Annotated in this window: 10 protein-coding genes and 1 tRNA gene; 1 reads left to right on the top strand and 10 read right to left on the bottom strand. The window is 63.7% G+C overall.

What is annotated here, in order from left to right:
- Window positions 1–176: 176 nt before the first annotated feature.
- The 7 genes from ABEA18_RS11810 to ABEA18_RS11780 form a co-directional block, all read right to left on the bottom strand.
- On the bottom strand, window positions 177–2,936 hold the full coding sequence (locus tag ABEA18_RS11810; RefSeq protein WP_345449604.1) for a LuxR C-terminal-related transcriptional regulator: 2,760 nt from the start codon (window positions 2,934–2,936) through the stop codon (window positions 177–179).
- Window positions 2,914–5,478 (bottom strand): helix-turn-helix transcriptional regulator, encoded by a 2,565-nt coding sequence (locus tag ABEA18_RS11805; RefSeq protein ID WP_345449603.1) that lies wholly within the window; start codon window positions 5,476–5,478, stop codon window positions 2,914–2,916. Before ABEA18_RS11805 ends, ABEA18_RS11810 begins: the two co-directional genes overlap by 23 nt.
- Before the next feature lie 345 nt (window positions 5,479–5,823).
- The gene (gene pth, locus ABEA18_RS11800) at window positions 5,824–6,408 is read right to left on the bottom strand and encodes an aminoacyl-tRNA hydrolase (protein WP_345449602.1); all 585 of its coding nucleotides are present in this window, start codon (window positions 6,406–6,408) and stop codon (window positions 5,824–5,826) included.
- Window positions 6,409–6,513: 105 nt separating this feature from the next.
- On the bottom strand, window positions 6,514–7,086 hold the full coding sequence (locus ABEA18_RS11795; RefSeq protein ID WP_345449601.1) for a 50S ribosomal protein L25/general stress protein Ctc: 573 nt from the start codon (window positions 7,084–7,086) through the stop codon (window positions 6,514–6,516).
- 392 nt (window positions 7,087–7,478) lie between these two features.
- On the bottom strand, window positions 7,479–8,459 hold the full coding sequence (locus ABEA18_RS11790) for a ribose-phosphate diphosphokinase (protein WP_028266439.1): 981 nt from the start codon (window positions 8,457–8,459) through the stop codon (window positions 7,479–7,481).
- Entirely contained in the window at window positions 8,456–9,964 is a 1,509-nt protein-coding gene (gene glmU, locus ABEA18_RS11785; RefSeq protein ID WP_345449600.1) for a bifunctional UDP-N-acetylglucosamine diphosphorylase/glucosamine-1-phosphate N-acetyltransferase GlmU, read from the bottom strand. Before glmU ends, ABEA18_RS11790 begins: the two co-directional genes overlap by 4 nt.
- Window positions 9,965–10,118: 154 nt before the next feature.
- A tRNA-Gln gene (locus ABEA18_RS11780) sits at window positions 10,119–10,190 on the bottom strand.
- A gap of 189 nt (window positions 10,191–10,379) precedes the next feature.
- On the opposite strand from ABEA18_RS11780, the gene ABEA18_RS11775 reads away from it, so the two are divergent.
- Entirely contained in the window at window positions 10,380–11,066 is a 687-nt protein-coding gene (locus ABEA18_RS11775) for a TetR/AcrR family transcriptional regulator (protein WP_425550515.1), read from the top strand.
- 904 nt (window positions 11,067–11,970) lie between these two features.
- Here the strand turns inward: ABEA18_RS11775 and ABEA18_RS11770 are convergent.
- The 3 genes from ABEA18_RS11770 to rsmA are packed head-to-tail and all read right to left on the bottom strand — an operon-like array spanning window position 11,971 to window position 15,701.
- Window positions 11,971–13,806 carry an ABC-F family ATP-binding cassette domain-containing protein gene (locus ABEA18_RS11770; RefSeq protein ID WP_345449599.1) on the bottom strand — a complete coding sequence of 612 codons (1,836 nt, stop codon included), beginning with the start codon at window positions 13,804–13,806 and terminating at the stop codon, window positions 11,971–11,973.
- A 39-nt stretch (window positions 13,807–13,845) separates the two neighbouring features.
- Window positions 13,846–14,823, bottom strand: coding sequence for a 4-(cytidine 5'-diphospho)-2-C-methyl-D-erythritol kinase (locus ABEA18_RS11765; RefSeq protein ID WP_345449598.1), 978 nt, complete (start codon window positions 14,821–14,823; stop codon window positions 13,846–13,848).
- A complete protein-coding gene (gene rsmA / locus ABEA18_RS11760) occupies window positions 14,820–15,701 on the bottom strand; it encodes a 16S rRNA (adenine(1518)-N(6)/adenine(1519)-N(6))-dimethyltransferase RsmA (protein ID WP_345449597.1) in 882 nt (293 codons plus the stop codon). The genes ABEA18_RS11765 and rsmA overlap by 4 nt, the downstream gene beginning before the upstream one ends.
- Window positions 15,702–15,855 lie beyond the last annotated feature (154 nt).

The raw sequence follows: 15,855 nt of genomic DNA, 5'->3' as shown, positions 1-15,855 counted from the left end.
AATTAACCAGCTAGCCGTCGGGCCCACACCAGTAGTGAGTACTCGACTTTCATACCGCCGGATACTCGTATGCGGGTGTGAGTACCTTTTCCCCGGGTGGCAGGTACTCGTCACTGGCAGTGACGCCCGTTCGAAATCGAGAGTGCACTACTAGTGCCCTGCGGTCATTCCCGGCGTCAGCTTGTACTCGACGCTCCCTGCGCGACGGCGGCGGCCCCTGCAAGTTCGTCTCTGCCGGTGATCCCCAATTTCGAATAGCAGCGGTACAGGTGCCCTTCGACGGTCCGGACCGAGATAAGCAAGGTGTCCGCAATCTGCCGGTCACTGAGGCCCTGAACCGCCAGATTGACAATGTCCCATTCCCTCCTGGTCAGCTTCGGAACTACCGACTCGTTCTGTGTCTCCTCGCTGCCCTGGCCCAGTTCTTCGTTGCAGCGCGCCAGCCCCGCGCGCGCAACGGCACTGAGCTCTTTGGTGCGGCCGCGATCCGGTGCTGCCAACGCCAAACCATAAGCCTTCGCGGCTAGATGGTACACGGTGGCCGCCTGCAGCTTCTCCCCTGCGGATAGATACCGGGCAGCCCCCCCGAACTTAAGTGCCCGCCCATATTCGGCGAGCGCTTGCGCCCACTCACCCTCCGTTGCAGCCGCGGTTTCACAAAACCGGTCCAGCCTGCTGAGATCGCCCAGGCCAAGGGCAAGCTCCAGTGCATGAAGTTCAAGGTACGTGGCGTTTTCCTTCGCCGCGTTGTCAGCGTTGCGGTGCAACCCTTCCACGCCGGAACCGTCGGCGTTGAGGAGTTCAAGCGCGGCGTCGAAAAAACTGTTTGCCTGTGCCGCGAGAAGGTGGGTGCTGTGTTGTCCCCAGTCCTTATAGTCTGCCCGGAACCGTTCGGCTTCAGTCAACCCGGCGCCGGCTGCGGCGTAGAAAGCCATGGCTGCACACAGTCCGAAGAGATTCTGCGGATCGCTGTCCCTCAAGGCTTCGAGTCCCGCAGTGAGCAACGGCAAGGCGTCGCCGGACTTTCCCTGCCTGATGGCAATGTACCCGGCCACCACGTAGGCCGCGCCGCCGAAGGTCGCCATCGAGACACCCGACGATTCGTAGTACCTGTCGAGGAGCGTTTGTGCGTCGGCCCAGTCACCTACAGCCAGCGCGCAAATGACGAGGCGGGCAGAAATGAATTCGGGGATGAAGAAGACATCGTTCTCCTGGGGCTGCGCCAAGCCGGCAGCCTCGAGAACCAACAGCCTTGCCTGCCGCCCGCGGCCGAGGGCACAAAGCATTTCTGCCTTCAGGGCCAGCGCCAGGGCCCTGAACAGGGGGGCCAAAGAGCCTTCCACGGTTCCCGATTGGAGGAGTACGTGCTCCAGTTCGGGGCCCATCCTCTCGTAGTCGCCGTCCACGGAGCCGGCAAGCAGTCCGATCATGGTGACGGCGAGCGTCACCGAGGCTTTCGCGTCCGGCGTCCGCTGGCCCTCGATGCCTGGCTGCTGTTCGCCCCATTCGCGGAGGACCTCGGCCTCTGCCCGTATCACGGAAGCGGACTGCCCGACGGCGGCAAGCGTGACCGCGCGGAGAACGCTGCTGGATACGACGTGGGAGGGTCCGGCAGCGCCATCCACTGTTTCTTGGGTCAAGGCTGCCGCAGCCTCGTCCCGGCGGCCGAGATTGAAGTACGAGCGGGCGATAACCGCTTGAGCAACCGATTGCCATTGCATGTCCCGTACCGCGCCCGCCATGCGCAGTGCCGTCTCGCTCTGCAGTAACCTCGCCGAAAGCACCGCGGCCCGGATCAAAAGACGATCCGGTACGTCCGCTCCGCAGTCAAGTGACCACGTCACCATCCGCAACAAGGAATCCGGGTTGTCCTCCAAAACATCCATCCGGGAGATCAACTGCCGATGCAGTTGGAGGCTCTGCGCGGCCGGAACGATGCTTCTAAGCACCTCTCCGTAGACCGGATTGACGAGTCGAAGGTTTGGCAACCCATTGCCACCGGGTTTGATTAAATGCTGGTCCACGAGCTCTTGGACGGCGGCTTCTCCGGCCACAACGTTGATCAACGTCTCGTCCACCGGTTCTGCCAATGCGATCAAGCTCAATGCTTCCCTGCCCGCGGCCGAAATGCGCATCAGCTGAAGTTTGACAACAGCTTCCAGCTTTACCGTGTGGACCGGTGTCGCGGCTGTTTTGAGCCAAACGCCGTGCCTCTGGACGAGGGTACCCGAGCTCTCGGCTTCGCGGACAAGGGTCTTCAAAAGAAGGGTGTTGCCGCCCGCCTCGGTCCAGAACCCATGGCTCGTGCTGTTCAGGACGATTCCCCCCAGCAATGCCTCGCACAGTTCGTGGCCTTGCTCAGCGGTCAAAGGCTCCAGGTCAAACCACTCGGCAGTCCCCTCGTGCCACAAGCGCAAGAGCGGCCCGGGAACTCCTGGCCGTGGAATGCATGCGGCCACGATTTTGGCCCATCCTGCCTGGACAAGCTCGGCCAGCATCGCGCATGTGGCATCGTCAAGGTAGTGCGCGTCATCGACGAGCAGCAAAGCTGGTCCGGTGCCTACGCGGATGCCCTCAAGATAATCCCAGAGTGAGCGAAGCACGGCGACCCGGGAGGATACGTCGGCAAGCGAAAGATGGGCAAGAAAAGGAGCCAGTACCCCGTACGGGACGGCGGTCAGTGACGGACTTCCGTGAATCGGGACTACCGCACGTTCCCCGCCAAAGGCGCTTCCCAGTTGGGCCAGGAGAGATGACGCGCCGAGACCTGAATCGCCCACGATGAAGACGGCCGAACAATCATCCGCACGGATGGCAGCTGTAATTCCAGGAAGCAAATGCCCATAGTCGAGCCACGGTTCGGGCGGCCTTGTACCGCGTTCTCCGACATGACCATGCACCGCCGCAGCGTTGTCATGACTGCGCGGTTCCTTCAAGCTCGCTCCTCGATGAGATTCCCATTTTCGTGAAGATTTGGTAGAGGTGGCCTTCGACTGTTCGCACGGAAACTTGCAGCTGGTTGGCGACCTCTTTGTTACTCAACCCTTGACTGGCCATCTTTGCAACCTGACGCTCCCTTTCCGTCAGTTCGGGTCCGAAAGTGTGTGGTGTCAGGGGTAGTACCGGCACGGTCCCGACCAAGCGGTCCAGCCGCTGTTGGGCCAGCCTGGCGGACGCTGAATCGCCGGCTTCCCGGGCGATGTCCAAGGCCAGGACGGCACAGCGGGACTCTACCGCATCCAATTTCAGTTCCTGGGCAACCGAAGCAGCAAGAAGCAGCGTCTTCGGGTCCTTCTTGCGGGTTCCCTCCGCCACCATCCGGTTCACTGCGGCCATCTTGCCCTGGCGGCGGGATGAGACCTGCTCCAGGAGCAGCAGCTCCTCCTCGGTGCCGTGCACGGTGGCGCCGAAGAGGCTGATTGATGCCGTGGTGATCCGTCCCTTCGCCAAATCCCGGTTGGCCGACTCGATGAGACTTTGCTTCGCCCCGGGATCCTTCAGCCAGCGTCTTGCCATCTTGACGCAGAATTCGGCCATCCAGGCGGGGAACCAGGCTGTTTCCCCTTGTCCCTTTTCCGCTAATTCGAGAAAAGTCCGGGATTCCTTCACGTCTCCGGCCTGGGCGTACGCAAAAGCGAGCGCCGAGTAGGCCAATACCGGTCCGTAGTAGTTGCGCCTGATCTCCAACTGCGCCTGGGCCCCCAGCAGGGTGTCGATCGCGACTGAAGCCCGTCCGGCATAAGTGTAGGAAACGCCCAGGGCAAGTTCTGCGGCACCGCCGAGGTAGTGGATGTTCTTTGGTTGCTGATCGAGGGTCGCCGTCAGCATCCGGGCAAGTTCTTCCCACTGTCCGCTGCATAGGAGTGCGGCAAACAAGCCTTCGGACAACCAGTTATGCAACCGCGGCTGCGCCTTTGCGCGCTGAATCTTGTGTCTCAGCTCGCGCGCCAGCTCGATCGCCTCCATTTCCCTGCCTAGTACTGCCCAGGCCATAATCAGCAGGCTCCCGCAGCTCAGCCTTTGCTGAAGATCAACGCCATCCCGGTACTCCTGCTCCAAGGCTTCGGCAACTTCGGCATACTCGCCCTGATGGACGTGGAGCTCGAAACTCGCGAGCCTCAGCAGCCCGCACGCCCGTTCGATTTCAGTGGCATCCGCTCCGGCTTCCTGCGATCGGCGGGAAAGATCCTCCCCCGCCTCAGCGATGACGCCCGGGATCTGGAGGTGCCCGCCTGGAATCCACAGCAGCGCACTGCAGAGTTCCTGCACATAGTCCGCATAGTCATACGCCGGGAGGCGCCGAAGCTGCTCGGGCGCCACATCCTTCAATGCGGCCACCGCAGCCTCGTGCTCGGCCAGAATGACGTGGGAAACGCAGCGTTGCTGGGCGGCAGCCACCCATTCCTTGTCCTCGCGTCCGATCTGCCGGGCGCATTCCAAGGCGAACCAAGGATCGAATTGCCTGTTCGCCGCCGTTGCAGCCGCGAGGGCCACCCCGGGTTCAAGGGTTTCGCGGACGTTCAGCGTCGAAGAGGCAAAGCCCAGGAGCGCCTCGGCATCCAGGTCCCGGGTAATGCTGCCGATCACCCCGGCGGCGAGCCGCCGCAGTTCATTCCTCCGTGGCAGGTCCATCCAGCCCCGAATGACCTCCCCCATGTACTCGTCGCGCAGCGCCACCCGGCGGGCCCCTGACGCTTCGATGCGGAGGTAACCGGACCACTCCATCTCGGCAACCACTTCAGGTTCCAGGACGTCCAACAACACGGCTAGTGGGGCCGTTCGAATGAGGGCAAGTAGCTCCAGCGCTTCCCGGACCGCGGGGCTCTCCCTGGCCAGGCGCGAGCGGACCAGATCGGTCAGGACTTCGGCGGATGAAAGGTGGATCTCGCCCTTCATCGCCCAAACCTGCCCGGCCAGGTGCAGGTTGCCTGAGCGGAGCTGTTCAGTGACGATGGCTTGGAGCACCAGGGGATTTCCACCACTGGACGCGTGCAAAGCGCTTGCAGCCGTAGCGGTCACCCGTTTCCCAAGGACGCCGCTGAGCAATTTGGCAACTTCCGCGCGGGAAAAGACCTGAAGTTCAACTTCGTCCAGGAGGCCGTCTTTCAACAGCCTGACCAGATCTTCCGGCATGTCCGTGGCTTGGCGGACAGTGACGAGGACCTTTGCGGTCCCACTGATTAACAAGTGCACGAGGAGTGCTGTGCTCATGGTGTCCAAAGCGGGAAGTTCCGAAAGGACCAACAGCACTTCGCGTCCCGCGGCGTCCGAACTTATCAAATGCGAGATGCCGTGGATAATCGCGCCAGGGGAATCTGCAGCATCGATTGGCAGCCTCGCGAGCAGATGGGCCAGGGCTCCAAACGGAGTGGTGACGTCCGTGGAGCCGTGCAGGTGCAGTACGTGGGTCCTTGGAGTGAGGCGGGCCTCTACCGAACGGGCAAAGGTCGCTTTGCCCACGCCCGGCGCGCCAACCACGACCACTCCATACAAAGACGGGTCACCGAGCGCTTCAATCACCGTGTTCTGAAGTTCCTGCCGGACCAGTGACGACCATTTTCGACGCTCTGCAGCGCCCAGTGCTTGCCGCTCCGTTGCGGGTCGCTCTGTTTCAGATTCCGGTGTTGCTCGCAATTTAGATCACGCTACCTTCGCAGCTCTGGCGGACGTGACGTTCAGCGGGTCGTTTGCCTTTGTATTTCCTCTTCACCCCCAGCAGTGATTTGCAAAGTATCATAGCGATCGGCGCGAATCAATTAGTCAGCCGACGAACCACCAGAGTACTTGTTAACCATTGAAATGAGTGCGCATGGGGCCCCGCCGCTAGGCCTTGACGGGGTGGAACTTTTGCTGCGCGGCAAGCAAACCTTCAGTCATCAATACCTCAACAGCATCCGCTGCTTCATCCAGGAGGAACGGCAGCTCTTTCCTCTCGGAGGGTGCAAAATCCCTGAGGACATAATCCGCAGTGTCCATCCTCCCGGGTGGCCTGCCGACCCCCACGCGAACCCGCAAGTAGTCCTTTGTAGCCAAAGCCTTGGAAATATCGCGCAGGCCGTTGTGCCCGCCTTCCCCACCGCCGATCTTCAATCTAACCGTATTGAAGGGAATATCAATTTCGTCGTGGACAGCAATAACGTGATCCGGAGCGATGTCGAAGAACCTGGCGAGGCCGGAAACGGGTCCTCCGGAAACATTCATATAGCTCATCGGTTTCGCCAGTACTACGCGGGGCCCCCCGATTCCTAGCCTGCCCTCGACCACCTGGGCCCGGGCCTTGTGGGCTTTGAAGCTTCCGCCCATCCGCGAGGCAAGTTCGTCCAGGACCATTTGGCCGACATTGTGCCGGTTGTGGCTGTATTCGGCACCGGGATTGCCAAGGCCTACGATCAGCCAAGTGTCTGTCATGGAGTCATCCTAGGGAATCAAGAGGGTGGAATGAAAAAGAAGTGGCCGGGACCCCTCGGGGACCCGGCCACTCACAAAGGCTAACGCCTCGATTAGTCCGAAAGACTACTCAGCAGCAGGAGCTGCCTCTTCCTCGGCTTCCGAGGTGGCCTCCGAGATGTGAATGACGAGCGTCTCCGGATCGGTGAGCAGCTCCGAGCCAGTCGGCAGGACGATGTCCGAAGCGTGGACGTGCTCGCCGGCCTTGCGGCCTTCGATGCTGATTTCGACGAAGGTCGGCAGGTGGGTGGCCTCGGCTTCGAGGGAAACCGTTGTGGCTTCCTGGTTGGCGACAGCGCCAATGGCAGCTTCCCCGATAACGTGGACGGCCACGTCAACGGTAACCTTCTCGCCCTTGCGGACGGTCAGCAGGTCGATGTGCTCGATGATCTGCTTGATCGGGTCGCGCTGGATGTCCTTCACGAGGGCGAGGTGCTCTTCGCCGTTGACGTCCAAGGCCAACAGCGCGTTGGAGACGCGGACGGCCAAGGTGGTGGCGCGGCCCGGCAGGTTGATGTGGAGGGGCTCAGCGCCGTGACCGTAGATGACGGCCGGGATCTGGCCAGCCGCACGGGCGCGGCGGGCGAAACCCTTGCCGAATTCGGTGCGCAGTTCTGCTGCGAGCTTCTGCTCAGACATGTGTACTCCTTGATTACTGTGGCGCCGGCAAATTGCCGGCAAGTCGATCAGCAAGGGCGGAGGTCTGTGGTGACCTTCCACGCCCGGCAGAGGACCAGCCGCTAAGCAGCAGGTTCAGTCCGCCTTCGTTGAAGGAGATTCAGACCCAGTCGATAACGGAGACCCGCAATCCGGTTTTAACCCGGATGTGCTCTCCCTCGCCAAGGTATCCCCAAGAGTTTAGCAGCCGCGTCCCGCCAAAGGGAAAACGGCCCCGACCCGACCCAACTCACTCGCATTTGTTGTCGTTTTGAGGCCCGAGAACGACAACAACTGCCAGTCAGTTGGGTGGGTGGGCCCACGCCGGCGAGGGCCCCGGCCTGAGCTTGCGAAGGGCTGGGAGCCGGTGGGGACTACGCGTTGCCGTCGAAGAGGCTGGTGACGGAACCGTCGTCGAACACTTCGCGGATGGCGCGCGCAATCAACGGTGCGATCGACAGCACGGTGAGCTGCGGGAAGCGCTTGTCGGCCGGAATCGGCAGGGTGTTGGTGACGACAACCTCGCGGGCACCGGAATCGGCCAGGCGCTGCGCCGCCGGCTCGGAGAACACGGCGTGGGTGCACGCGATGATGACGTCCTTGGCACCGGCGTTCTTGAGAACCTGGACAGCGCCGGAGATCGTTCCACCGGTGTCGATCATGTCGTCGATCAGGACGCACGTGCGGCCTTCGATCTGCCCGACGACGGTCTTCGAGACAGCCTGGTTCGGCACCGTGAGGTCGCGGCTCTTGTGGACGAACGCCAGAGGCGCGCCACCCAGGCGCTCTGCCCACTGTTCCGCAACGCGGACGCGGCCGGTGTCCGGCGAGACAACGGTGATGTTGTCCGCTTCGACCCTCGTGCGGATGTAGTCGGCAAGCAGCGGGATGGCCATGAGGTGATCCACGGGGCCGTCGAAGAACCCCTGGATCTGGGACGTGTGGAGGTCCACGGACATGATGCGGTCCGCGCCGGCGGTCTTGTAGAGGTCTGCCACCAAACGCGCGGAGATCGGCTCGCGGCCGCGGCCCTTCTTGTCCTGCCGGGCGTACGGGTAGAACGGCGAGACAACCGTGATCCGCTTCGCGGAGGCACGCTTCAGGGAATCGATCATGATCAACTGCTCCATGAGCCAGTTGTTCAGCGGGGCCGGGTGCGCCTGGATGACGAAGGCATCGGTGCCACGGACGCTCTCCGCTGAGCGCACATAGATCTCCCCGTTCGCGAAGTCGTAGGCGTCGATAGGCAGGAGTTCGGTTTCCAACTCCTTGGCGATTTCCTGCGCCAGCTCGGGGTGCGCCCGTCCGGCGGCGAGAACTAGTTTCTTCTCGCCGTGTGCGGTAATTTCGCTCATGCCTGTGTGCCCTCTTCTGTGGTTGCCGGAGTACTTGAGGAATCGGGGGTGGCATTGGAGCCATGCGCGGCTTGCGCAGCCTGCGCCAGCCGGGCCGAGTTGCTGCCCTGCCGGTTGGCGATGACCCAGCCTTGTGCATTGCGCTGGGGAGCGACACTCAGGGTGAGGGCTCCGGCGGGAACGTCGTTGCGGATGATTGCGCCGGCACCGCTGTACGCGCCGTCACCCATCGTTACCGGGGCAACGAAGACGGTGTTGGAACCGGTCCGTACGCCGGAGCCGATCACCGTACGGTGCTTCTTCTCGCCGTCGTAGTTGGCCGTGATGTTGCCGCAGCCGATGTTGGTGTCCTCGCCGATCTCGGCGTCGCCCGCATAGCCGAGGTGGGACAGCTTCGAACCGCGGCCGATCGTCACGTTCTTCGTTTCGTAGAAAGCGCCGATCTTGCCGGTCTCCCCGAGGACAGTGCCGGGCCGCAGGTAGGTGAACGGGCCCACGCTTGCCCTGGCGCCAATGGTGGATCCCGAACCGTGGGTGCGGGTCACCTTCGCGCCTTCGCCCACCGAAACGTCGGTGAGGGTCGTGTCGGGCCCGACGACGGCGTCGCGCGCCACGGTTGTGGTGCCGTGGAGCTGTGTGTTGGGCAGGAGGCGGACGTCCTCGTCCAGGGTGACGCTGGAATCGATCCACGTGGTGGCCGGGTCAACCACCGTGACGCCGGCACGCATCCAGGCCTCGACGATGCGGCGGTTGTGCTCGGCACCGAGCGCGGCGAGCTGGAGACGGTCGTTGGCGCCCTCGACCTGCCAGCGGTCTGCGGTGACGACGGCGGAAACCCGGCCTCCGGCGTCGCGCGCCAGTTCGAGAACGTCCGTGAGGTACTTTTCTTGCTGAATGTTCTCAGTTGTCACTTTGCGCAGCTGCTCGCGAAGCACTTTGGCGTCAAAAGCGTAGATGCCGGAGTTGACCTCGCGGATGGAGCGCTCGGCGTCGTTGGCGTCTTTGTGTTCGCGGATGCCCAGGACGGTGCCGTCCTCGGCACGAAGGATGCGGCCATAGCCATTGGCGTCGTCGAGAACCGCAGTCAGGACCGTCACCGCGTTGCCCTCGGATTCATGCGTGGCGACAAGCTCGGAGAGAAGGGAACCGGTCAGCAAAGGCACATCGCCATACGTGACCACTACCGTGCCAGTGAGTTCGGCCTTCGCGTCCAAGGCGTCAAGGGCTACTTCCACCGCGCGTCCGGTTCCCGGAACATCGTCCTGGTCCACGATGACGGCGTCGGGATCGATCAGTCCAATGTGCGCCGCGACGAGGTCGCGTTCGTGGCGGACCACGAGGGCCAGCTGCTGGGGATCGATGGAACGCGCTGCGAGGAGGGCGTGCGCCACCATGGAGCGTCCGCCGATTTCGTGAAGGATTTTGGGAGTCCGTGACTTCATCCGCGTACCGGCTCCGGCAGCTAGGACAATTACAGCGGCGGGGCCAGTAGTATCGGGGCTCACGAAGTCGCTCTCCTTGCTCGGTTACGTCCGGGCGAACCCGGCTGCGGCATCTGCTCTATCCTACCCTTGCCGATTCACAGCCTTCCGTGCAGCCAGTGGACAGCTTCGGGAGAGACGGTGCCTTCAGAGGCGGTGCCGGCAGACCACCGACAAGTTCCGCCCATAGGATTCGAACCTATACTCCACGGCTCCAAAGGCCGGGGTGCTGCCATTACACCAGAGCGGACCGTGCGCACGTGGCCCTTACGGACGCAGGGTCCTAGGGCTTCCCGATTGACCGGGTCGCACACACAAGAATCTAGTTTGCCATGACCATTGCGGTGTTCGCGACTTGGTGCATTCCTGAGTCCTTTTCATCGGTACTGACAGGCCCTCCCGAGGCCGCTGCACGCTTGACATGAGGCATGATGGATGCGTGAGCAACAGCACAGGACTTCCCCGGCAATCGACGGGTTCCAGGGTGATCAACCACGCACCCGCGGCCCAGGTTGTCCGTGCCCGGATGACAGGCTCCCAGCGCCGCTCCCAGCTCATCGAAATTGGCCGGGGCCTCTTCGCCGCCCGCGGCATGGACGCTACGACCATCGACGAAATCGCAGCGGCCGCAGGCGTGTCCAAGCCCGTGATTTACGAGCACTTCGGCTCGAAGGAAGGCCTCTACACGCAGGTTGTGGAGTTCGAATTCCGGATCCTCCTCGACGCCATCAACGAGTCCCTCGCCGCCGAAGCCAAACCGCGCGTCCTCGTTGAACAGGCGGCCCTTGCCTTGCTTGGCTACATCGAAGAGCGGAGCGACGGCTTCCGGATCCTCATGCGCGACGCCCCGCCCTCCCAGCCCGAAGGCGCCTTCTCCACCCTGCTCTCCCACGTGGCGGATCGCGTGGAAAACCTGCTCGCTGACGAATTCTCCCGGCGCGGATTCAGCGCAGCCGACGGCGCCATGTACGCCCAGATGCTCGTGGGCATGGTGGCCATGACCGGCCAATGGTGGTTGGACCACCGCGAGCCCGACAAACGCGCAGTAGCCGCCCACCTCGTCAACCTGGCATGGAACGGCCTGACGGGCCTGCAAAAGGAGCCGGAACTGCGGAGCGAGGGGTAGGGGCTCTGGTCGCGTTTCCGGTTTCGTCCGTAGTCGCCTTCCCACGTGTCCGCGGTCGCCTCCGCGGTTGCGTTTCCGTGGTCGCCCACGCGGCGCAACGGCCCTTTCGCACGCATCCGTGCTCGCTTCCGCGGCGCAACGGGCCTTTCGCACGCATCCGTGCTCGCTTCCGCGGCGCAACGGGCCTTTCGCCGTCGCTTAGACACAACGCAAAGGGGCTAGTCGCTCGCTGAGCGAGCTTCCTAGCCCGTTGCGTCGCGATGCGCTCCTACCCGAAGGCCCGCAGCGCCGCTCCTGCCAATCTTCCTTTTGGGATTCGCCTCGATGTGCACCAGTTCCGACGCCGACATGCGCTCTCGACGCGCAAAATTCCTATCGACACCGGAATCCGCGGAGCGAATTCCTCTTTCCGGGTCGAGGGCACATCTCGGTGTCGAAACCCGCCCCCGCTTCACCAAACAACGGCTTCGACCCGCGCCGGGACCTCCGACGCCGATCCCGTCCTGTCGACACGCAAAATTCCTATCGACACCGGAATCCGCGCAGCGGTTTTCTCGATCTGCGTCGCTGGCAAATTTGGGTGTCAAGAATTGCCGAAGTTTCACCGCGCCTCGAGTTCCACGGACCCCCTACCATTTCACCTCAGCGGACGACGCGGCAGTCCGCCCTCGCGAGGTGACTTACCCCGCCGGGGGCGGTTCTTCCGAAAGGAGCGCATCGCGACACGACGGGCCGGAGGTCGCTCAGCGACCGAGCGGGCCCTCTTGCGTCGAAGCGGCGTTCCGAGGGCCCCGAAGCGAGCTTGCGAGCTTTGGGAAGGAACCTCCGCGCTAAGCGACGCGGAAGGGCCGGCTCCGGCACCCAAGGTGCCACGCAAAGGATGCCGCCGCCCGTCCCTGCCCGCTTACTCCCCCAGGATCTCGGCAGCCTCGAGCCATTCGAGCTCCAGGCCTTCTTTTTCTTCGAGGAGCTCCTGGAGCTTGGCGTTCAGTTCGCCGAGGGCGTCGAAGTCGCCGGATTGGGACTTGGCCGCCATTTGGACGTGGAGCTTCTCTTCTTGTTGGGCTATTTTGCTCAACTGCCTGTCGATCCGGTTCAGGTCCTTCCGGGCTTCACGCTTCTCTGCTTCGCTCGGACCGGAGGCTGCCGCGCTCGAGCCGCTTGCCGCCGTCGGCCTGGCGCTGCCGCTCGACGCGCCGCCAGTTACCGCGCCGCTCGCGAGCGCGGCTTCGCGCAATTCCAGGTACTGGTCCACGCCACCCGGAAGTCCGCGCAGCTTGCCGTCGCCCAGGAGCGCCATTTGGGAATCGGTAACGCGTTCCAGCAGGTACCGGTCGTGGCTGACTACGACGAGCGTGCCGGGCCAGCCGTCCAGGACGTCTTCGACGGCGGCCAGGGTGTCGGTATCGAGGTCGTTGGTGGGTTCGTCGAGCATCAGGACGTTCGGTTCGCCCACGAGCAGGCGCAAAAGCTGCAGGCGTCGCCGTTCGCCACCGGAAAGGTCGGTGACGGGCGTCCATTGCTTTTCCTTTGTGAACCCGAGCTGCTCCACGAGCTGGCCGGCAGTGAATTCCTTGCCGCCAACGCTGAAGGAGCGCTTCTCGCGTTCGATGACCTCGATCACGCGAAGGTCGGACACATCGTCGAGCTCCTTCACGTCCTGGCTGAGCACCGCGGTGACAACGGTCTTGCCGCGCTTGACCTTTCCGGAACTCGGCGTGATCTCGCCGTTGAGCAGCCGCAGCAGTGTGGACTTTCCGGCACCGTTGACGCCCACCAGCCCGAGCCGCTGCCCCGGCGCCAAGCGCAAGGTTACGTCGTCGAAGAGCTTCCGGCCGGCGTCGTCGCCCTTGAAGTCGAGGGAGACGCCTTCGAGGTCCAGCACGTCCTTGCCGAGCCGGGCGGTTGCCATCTTGCTGAGGGCCACCGAGTCGCGCGGATCAGGAACATCGGCGATCAGCTCGTTGGCGGCTTCGATGCGGAACTTCGGCTTCGAGGTTCGCGCCGGGGCGCCCCTGCGCAGCCACGCCAGCTCCTTCTTGACCAGCTGTTGCCGTTTGCTCTCGACGACGGATGCGCTCCGGTCGCGCTCGGCGCGGGCCAACACGTAGGCCGCGTAGCCGCCGTCGAACGGGTCCACCATGGCGTCGTGCACTTCCCACGTCCGGTTGCAGACTTCGTCCAGGAACCAACGGTCGTGCGTCACCACAAGGAACGCGCCCTGGTTGGCCCGCCAGCGGGTCTTCAAGTGCCGGGAGAGCCAAGCGACGCCTTCGACGTCGAGGTGGTTGGTGGGCTCGTCGAGCATGATCACGTCGTGGTCCTCGATGAGCAGCTTGGCCAAGGCGACCCTGCGCTTTTGTCCGCCGGAGAGGGCATGCACGTTGGCGTGCCAATCGACGTCGGCCACGAGGCCGCCCATGATCTCGCGGATTTTGGGGTTCGCGGCCCATTCGTGGTCGGCTTGGTCGCCGACGATCGCGGCCCCCACGGTGAGGTCGCCGTCGAGCACGTCGGACTGGTCGAGGTAGCCGACGTTGACGTCGCCGCGTTTGGTGACGCGGCCGGAATCCGGCGTCGCGCGCAATGCCAGCAAGCGCATCAGCGTGGATTTGCCGTCGCCGTTGCGCCCGACCATGCCGATCCTGTCGCCGTCCTCCAAACCAAGGGTTACGCCGTCGAGGATGGTGCGGGTTGCGAACGAAACGGTGAGGTTTTCACCGCCGAGCAGGTGGGCCACTAGGTACTACTTTCTGATGTGAACAGTCAGGGCGACTTGTCAAAGGAGGGTATCGGAGATGATCCGGGCACCGGGAACCGGGCCGTGCACAGCAAGGGCGTTGTGTCCCAGGTGCCGAAGGTCTTCGGCGAGCCCTTCGGCCGCCCGGGGGTTGTGGGCGAGCAAAGCCACGGTTGGGCCGGAACCCGAAACAATCCCGGCGAGGGCACCGCTCGACTCCCCCATCCCGATGGTGTCCCGCAATTGCGGAGACAGCTCGATCGAGGCGCGCTGAAGGTCGTTGACAAGGACTTTGCTCAGGGCGACGGGATTCCCGTCGCGCAGCGCCTGCAGGATCTTGGCGTCGACCTCGAGCGGTTCGGGGATGTCGAGTCCCTCGGTGTTCCGAAGCCTGTCCAAGGTGTGGAAGACCTCGGGTGTGGAGAGTCCGTAGTCAGCGCAGACCAAAACCCAGTCCATCTGTGCTTTCGCAAGGGCGGGTGAGAGTTCGTCGCCGACGCCAAGCCCGACGGCGGTACCTCCGAGGAGCGAGAACGGCACGTCCGCACCCAACTCGGCGGCAAGGTGGGCCAGTTCCTCACGGGACAAACCACTGTTCCAGAGCGCATCGCAGGCCAGGAGCGTCGCCGCGGCATCGGCCGAGCCGCCGCCCATGCCTCCGGCAACAGGCACGCGCTTGGTGATTTCCAAGTGCACCCCCGTGGCGTTCTCCGAGACATCCCTCATGATGGCGGCAGCCTTGTAGGCCAGATTCCGCTCGTCCAGCGGGATGTCCACACCGTCGAGGTCCAACGTGCTTGAGGGAGCGATGCTGACCGTGATCCCGGGCCCCTCAGTGCTCGTGGCGGCTACTTCCTCGTACAGGGATACCGCGAGATACACGCTGGCCACCGAGTGGTAGCCGTCGGGCCGCAAGGGGCCGACGTTGAGGGAAACATTCACCTTGCCTGGCGCCCGGACTCGGACGGTCCGTGCGACGAAGCGGCCGCGGATCGCGCCGCTGATTGCCGGATTCATGCGTCCAGGGGGTGGCGTGCCTCGGCGATCCGGACAAACGCGTTGATATCGAGCACCTCTCCGCGGGCCGTCGGATCAACGCCTGCAGCCACGATGAAACGTTCGGCCTCGGCCGCGCTCCCGGCCCAGGTCGCGAGGGCCGCGCGGAGTGTCTTGCGGCGCTGGGCGAATGCGGCGTCGATGACCGCGAAGACTTGCTCGCGCGTCGCGTGCGTTGCCGGCGGGGTACCGCGGGTGAAGGACACGAGTCCGGAGTGGATCTTCGGCGCCGGCCAGAAGACATTCATGCCGATCACGCCGGCTTTGCGCATGTGGCCGTACCAAGCGGCCTTGACCGAGGGAACTCCGTAGATTTTGGAGCCGGGCCCGGCGGCCAGCCGGTCCGCCACTTCGTCCTGGACCATGACCAGCCCGTGTTGCAGGCTCGGGAAATGCTGGAGCAGGTGCAAGACCACGGGGACCGCCACGTTGTACGGCAGGTTGGCCACGAGGGCCGTGGGCTGTACCGGAAGTTCGGTGATCTTCATGGCGTCGGAGAGGACGAGATGGAAATCGTCCACGGACTCCGGGCGCCACGCGCGCACCGTGTCCGGCAACTTGCCGGCCAGTACGGGATCGATTTCGACGGCGACAACTGTTTTGGCGGCGTCGAGCAAGCCGAGCGTCAACGAACCAAGCCCCGGCCCGACCTCGAGCACGGTTTCCTCGGGATCGATACCGGCGACAGAGACGATCCTCCGGATCGTGTTGCCATCGATGACGAAGTTCTGGCCCAGGGTCTTTGTCGGGCGGACACCGATTTCCTCGGCGAGCCGTCGGATGTCCGCAGCTCCCAGAAGGGGTGCGACGGCGGCGGGTTCGGAATTCGGTTCAGTCACCTAGGTATCGTATCGTCTGAGCGACTAGCGGGAGCGCCCGCTCCCCATCTTCGGCACGCGAAAAGGCCGGGCCCGAAGTGAACTGGTCCCCGAAAGTTGGACTGGCTAAGTAAGATCCTAAGCCGCGAGGGCCTGGGCACGGTATTGCACCGGG

This window comes from Arthrobacter gyeryongensis, assembly GCF_039543785.1.
Classification (GTDB): Bacteria; Actinomycetota; Actinomycetes; order Actinomycetales; family Micrococcaceae; genus Arthrobacter; species Arthrobacter gyeryongensis.
The sequence above is the reverse complement of the archived record's forward strand: the minus strand, read 5'-3'. Positions and strand labels throughout refer to the sequence as shown.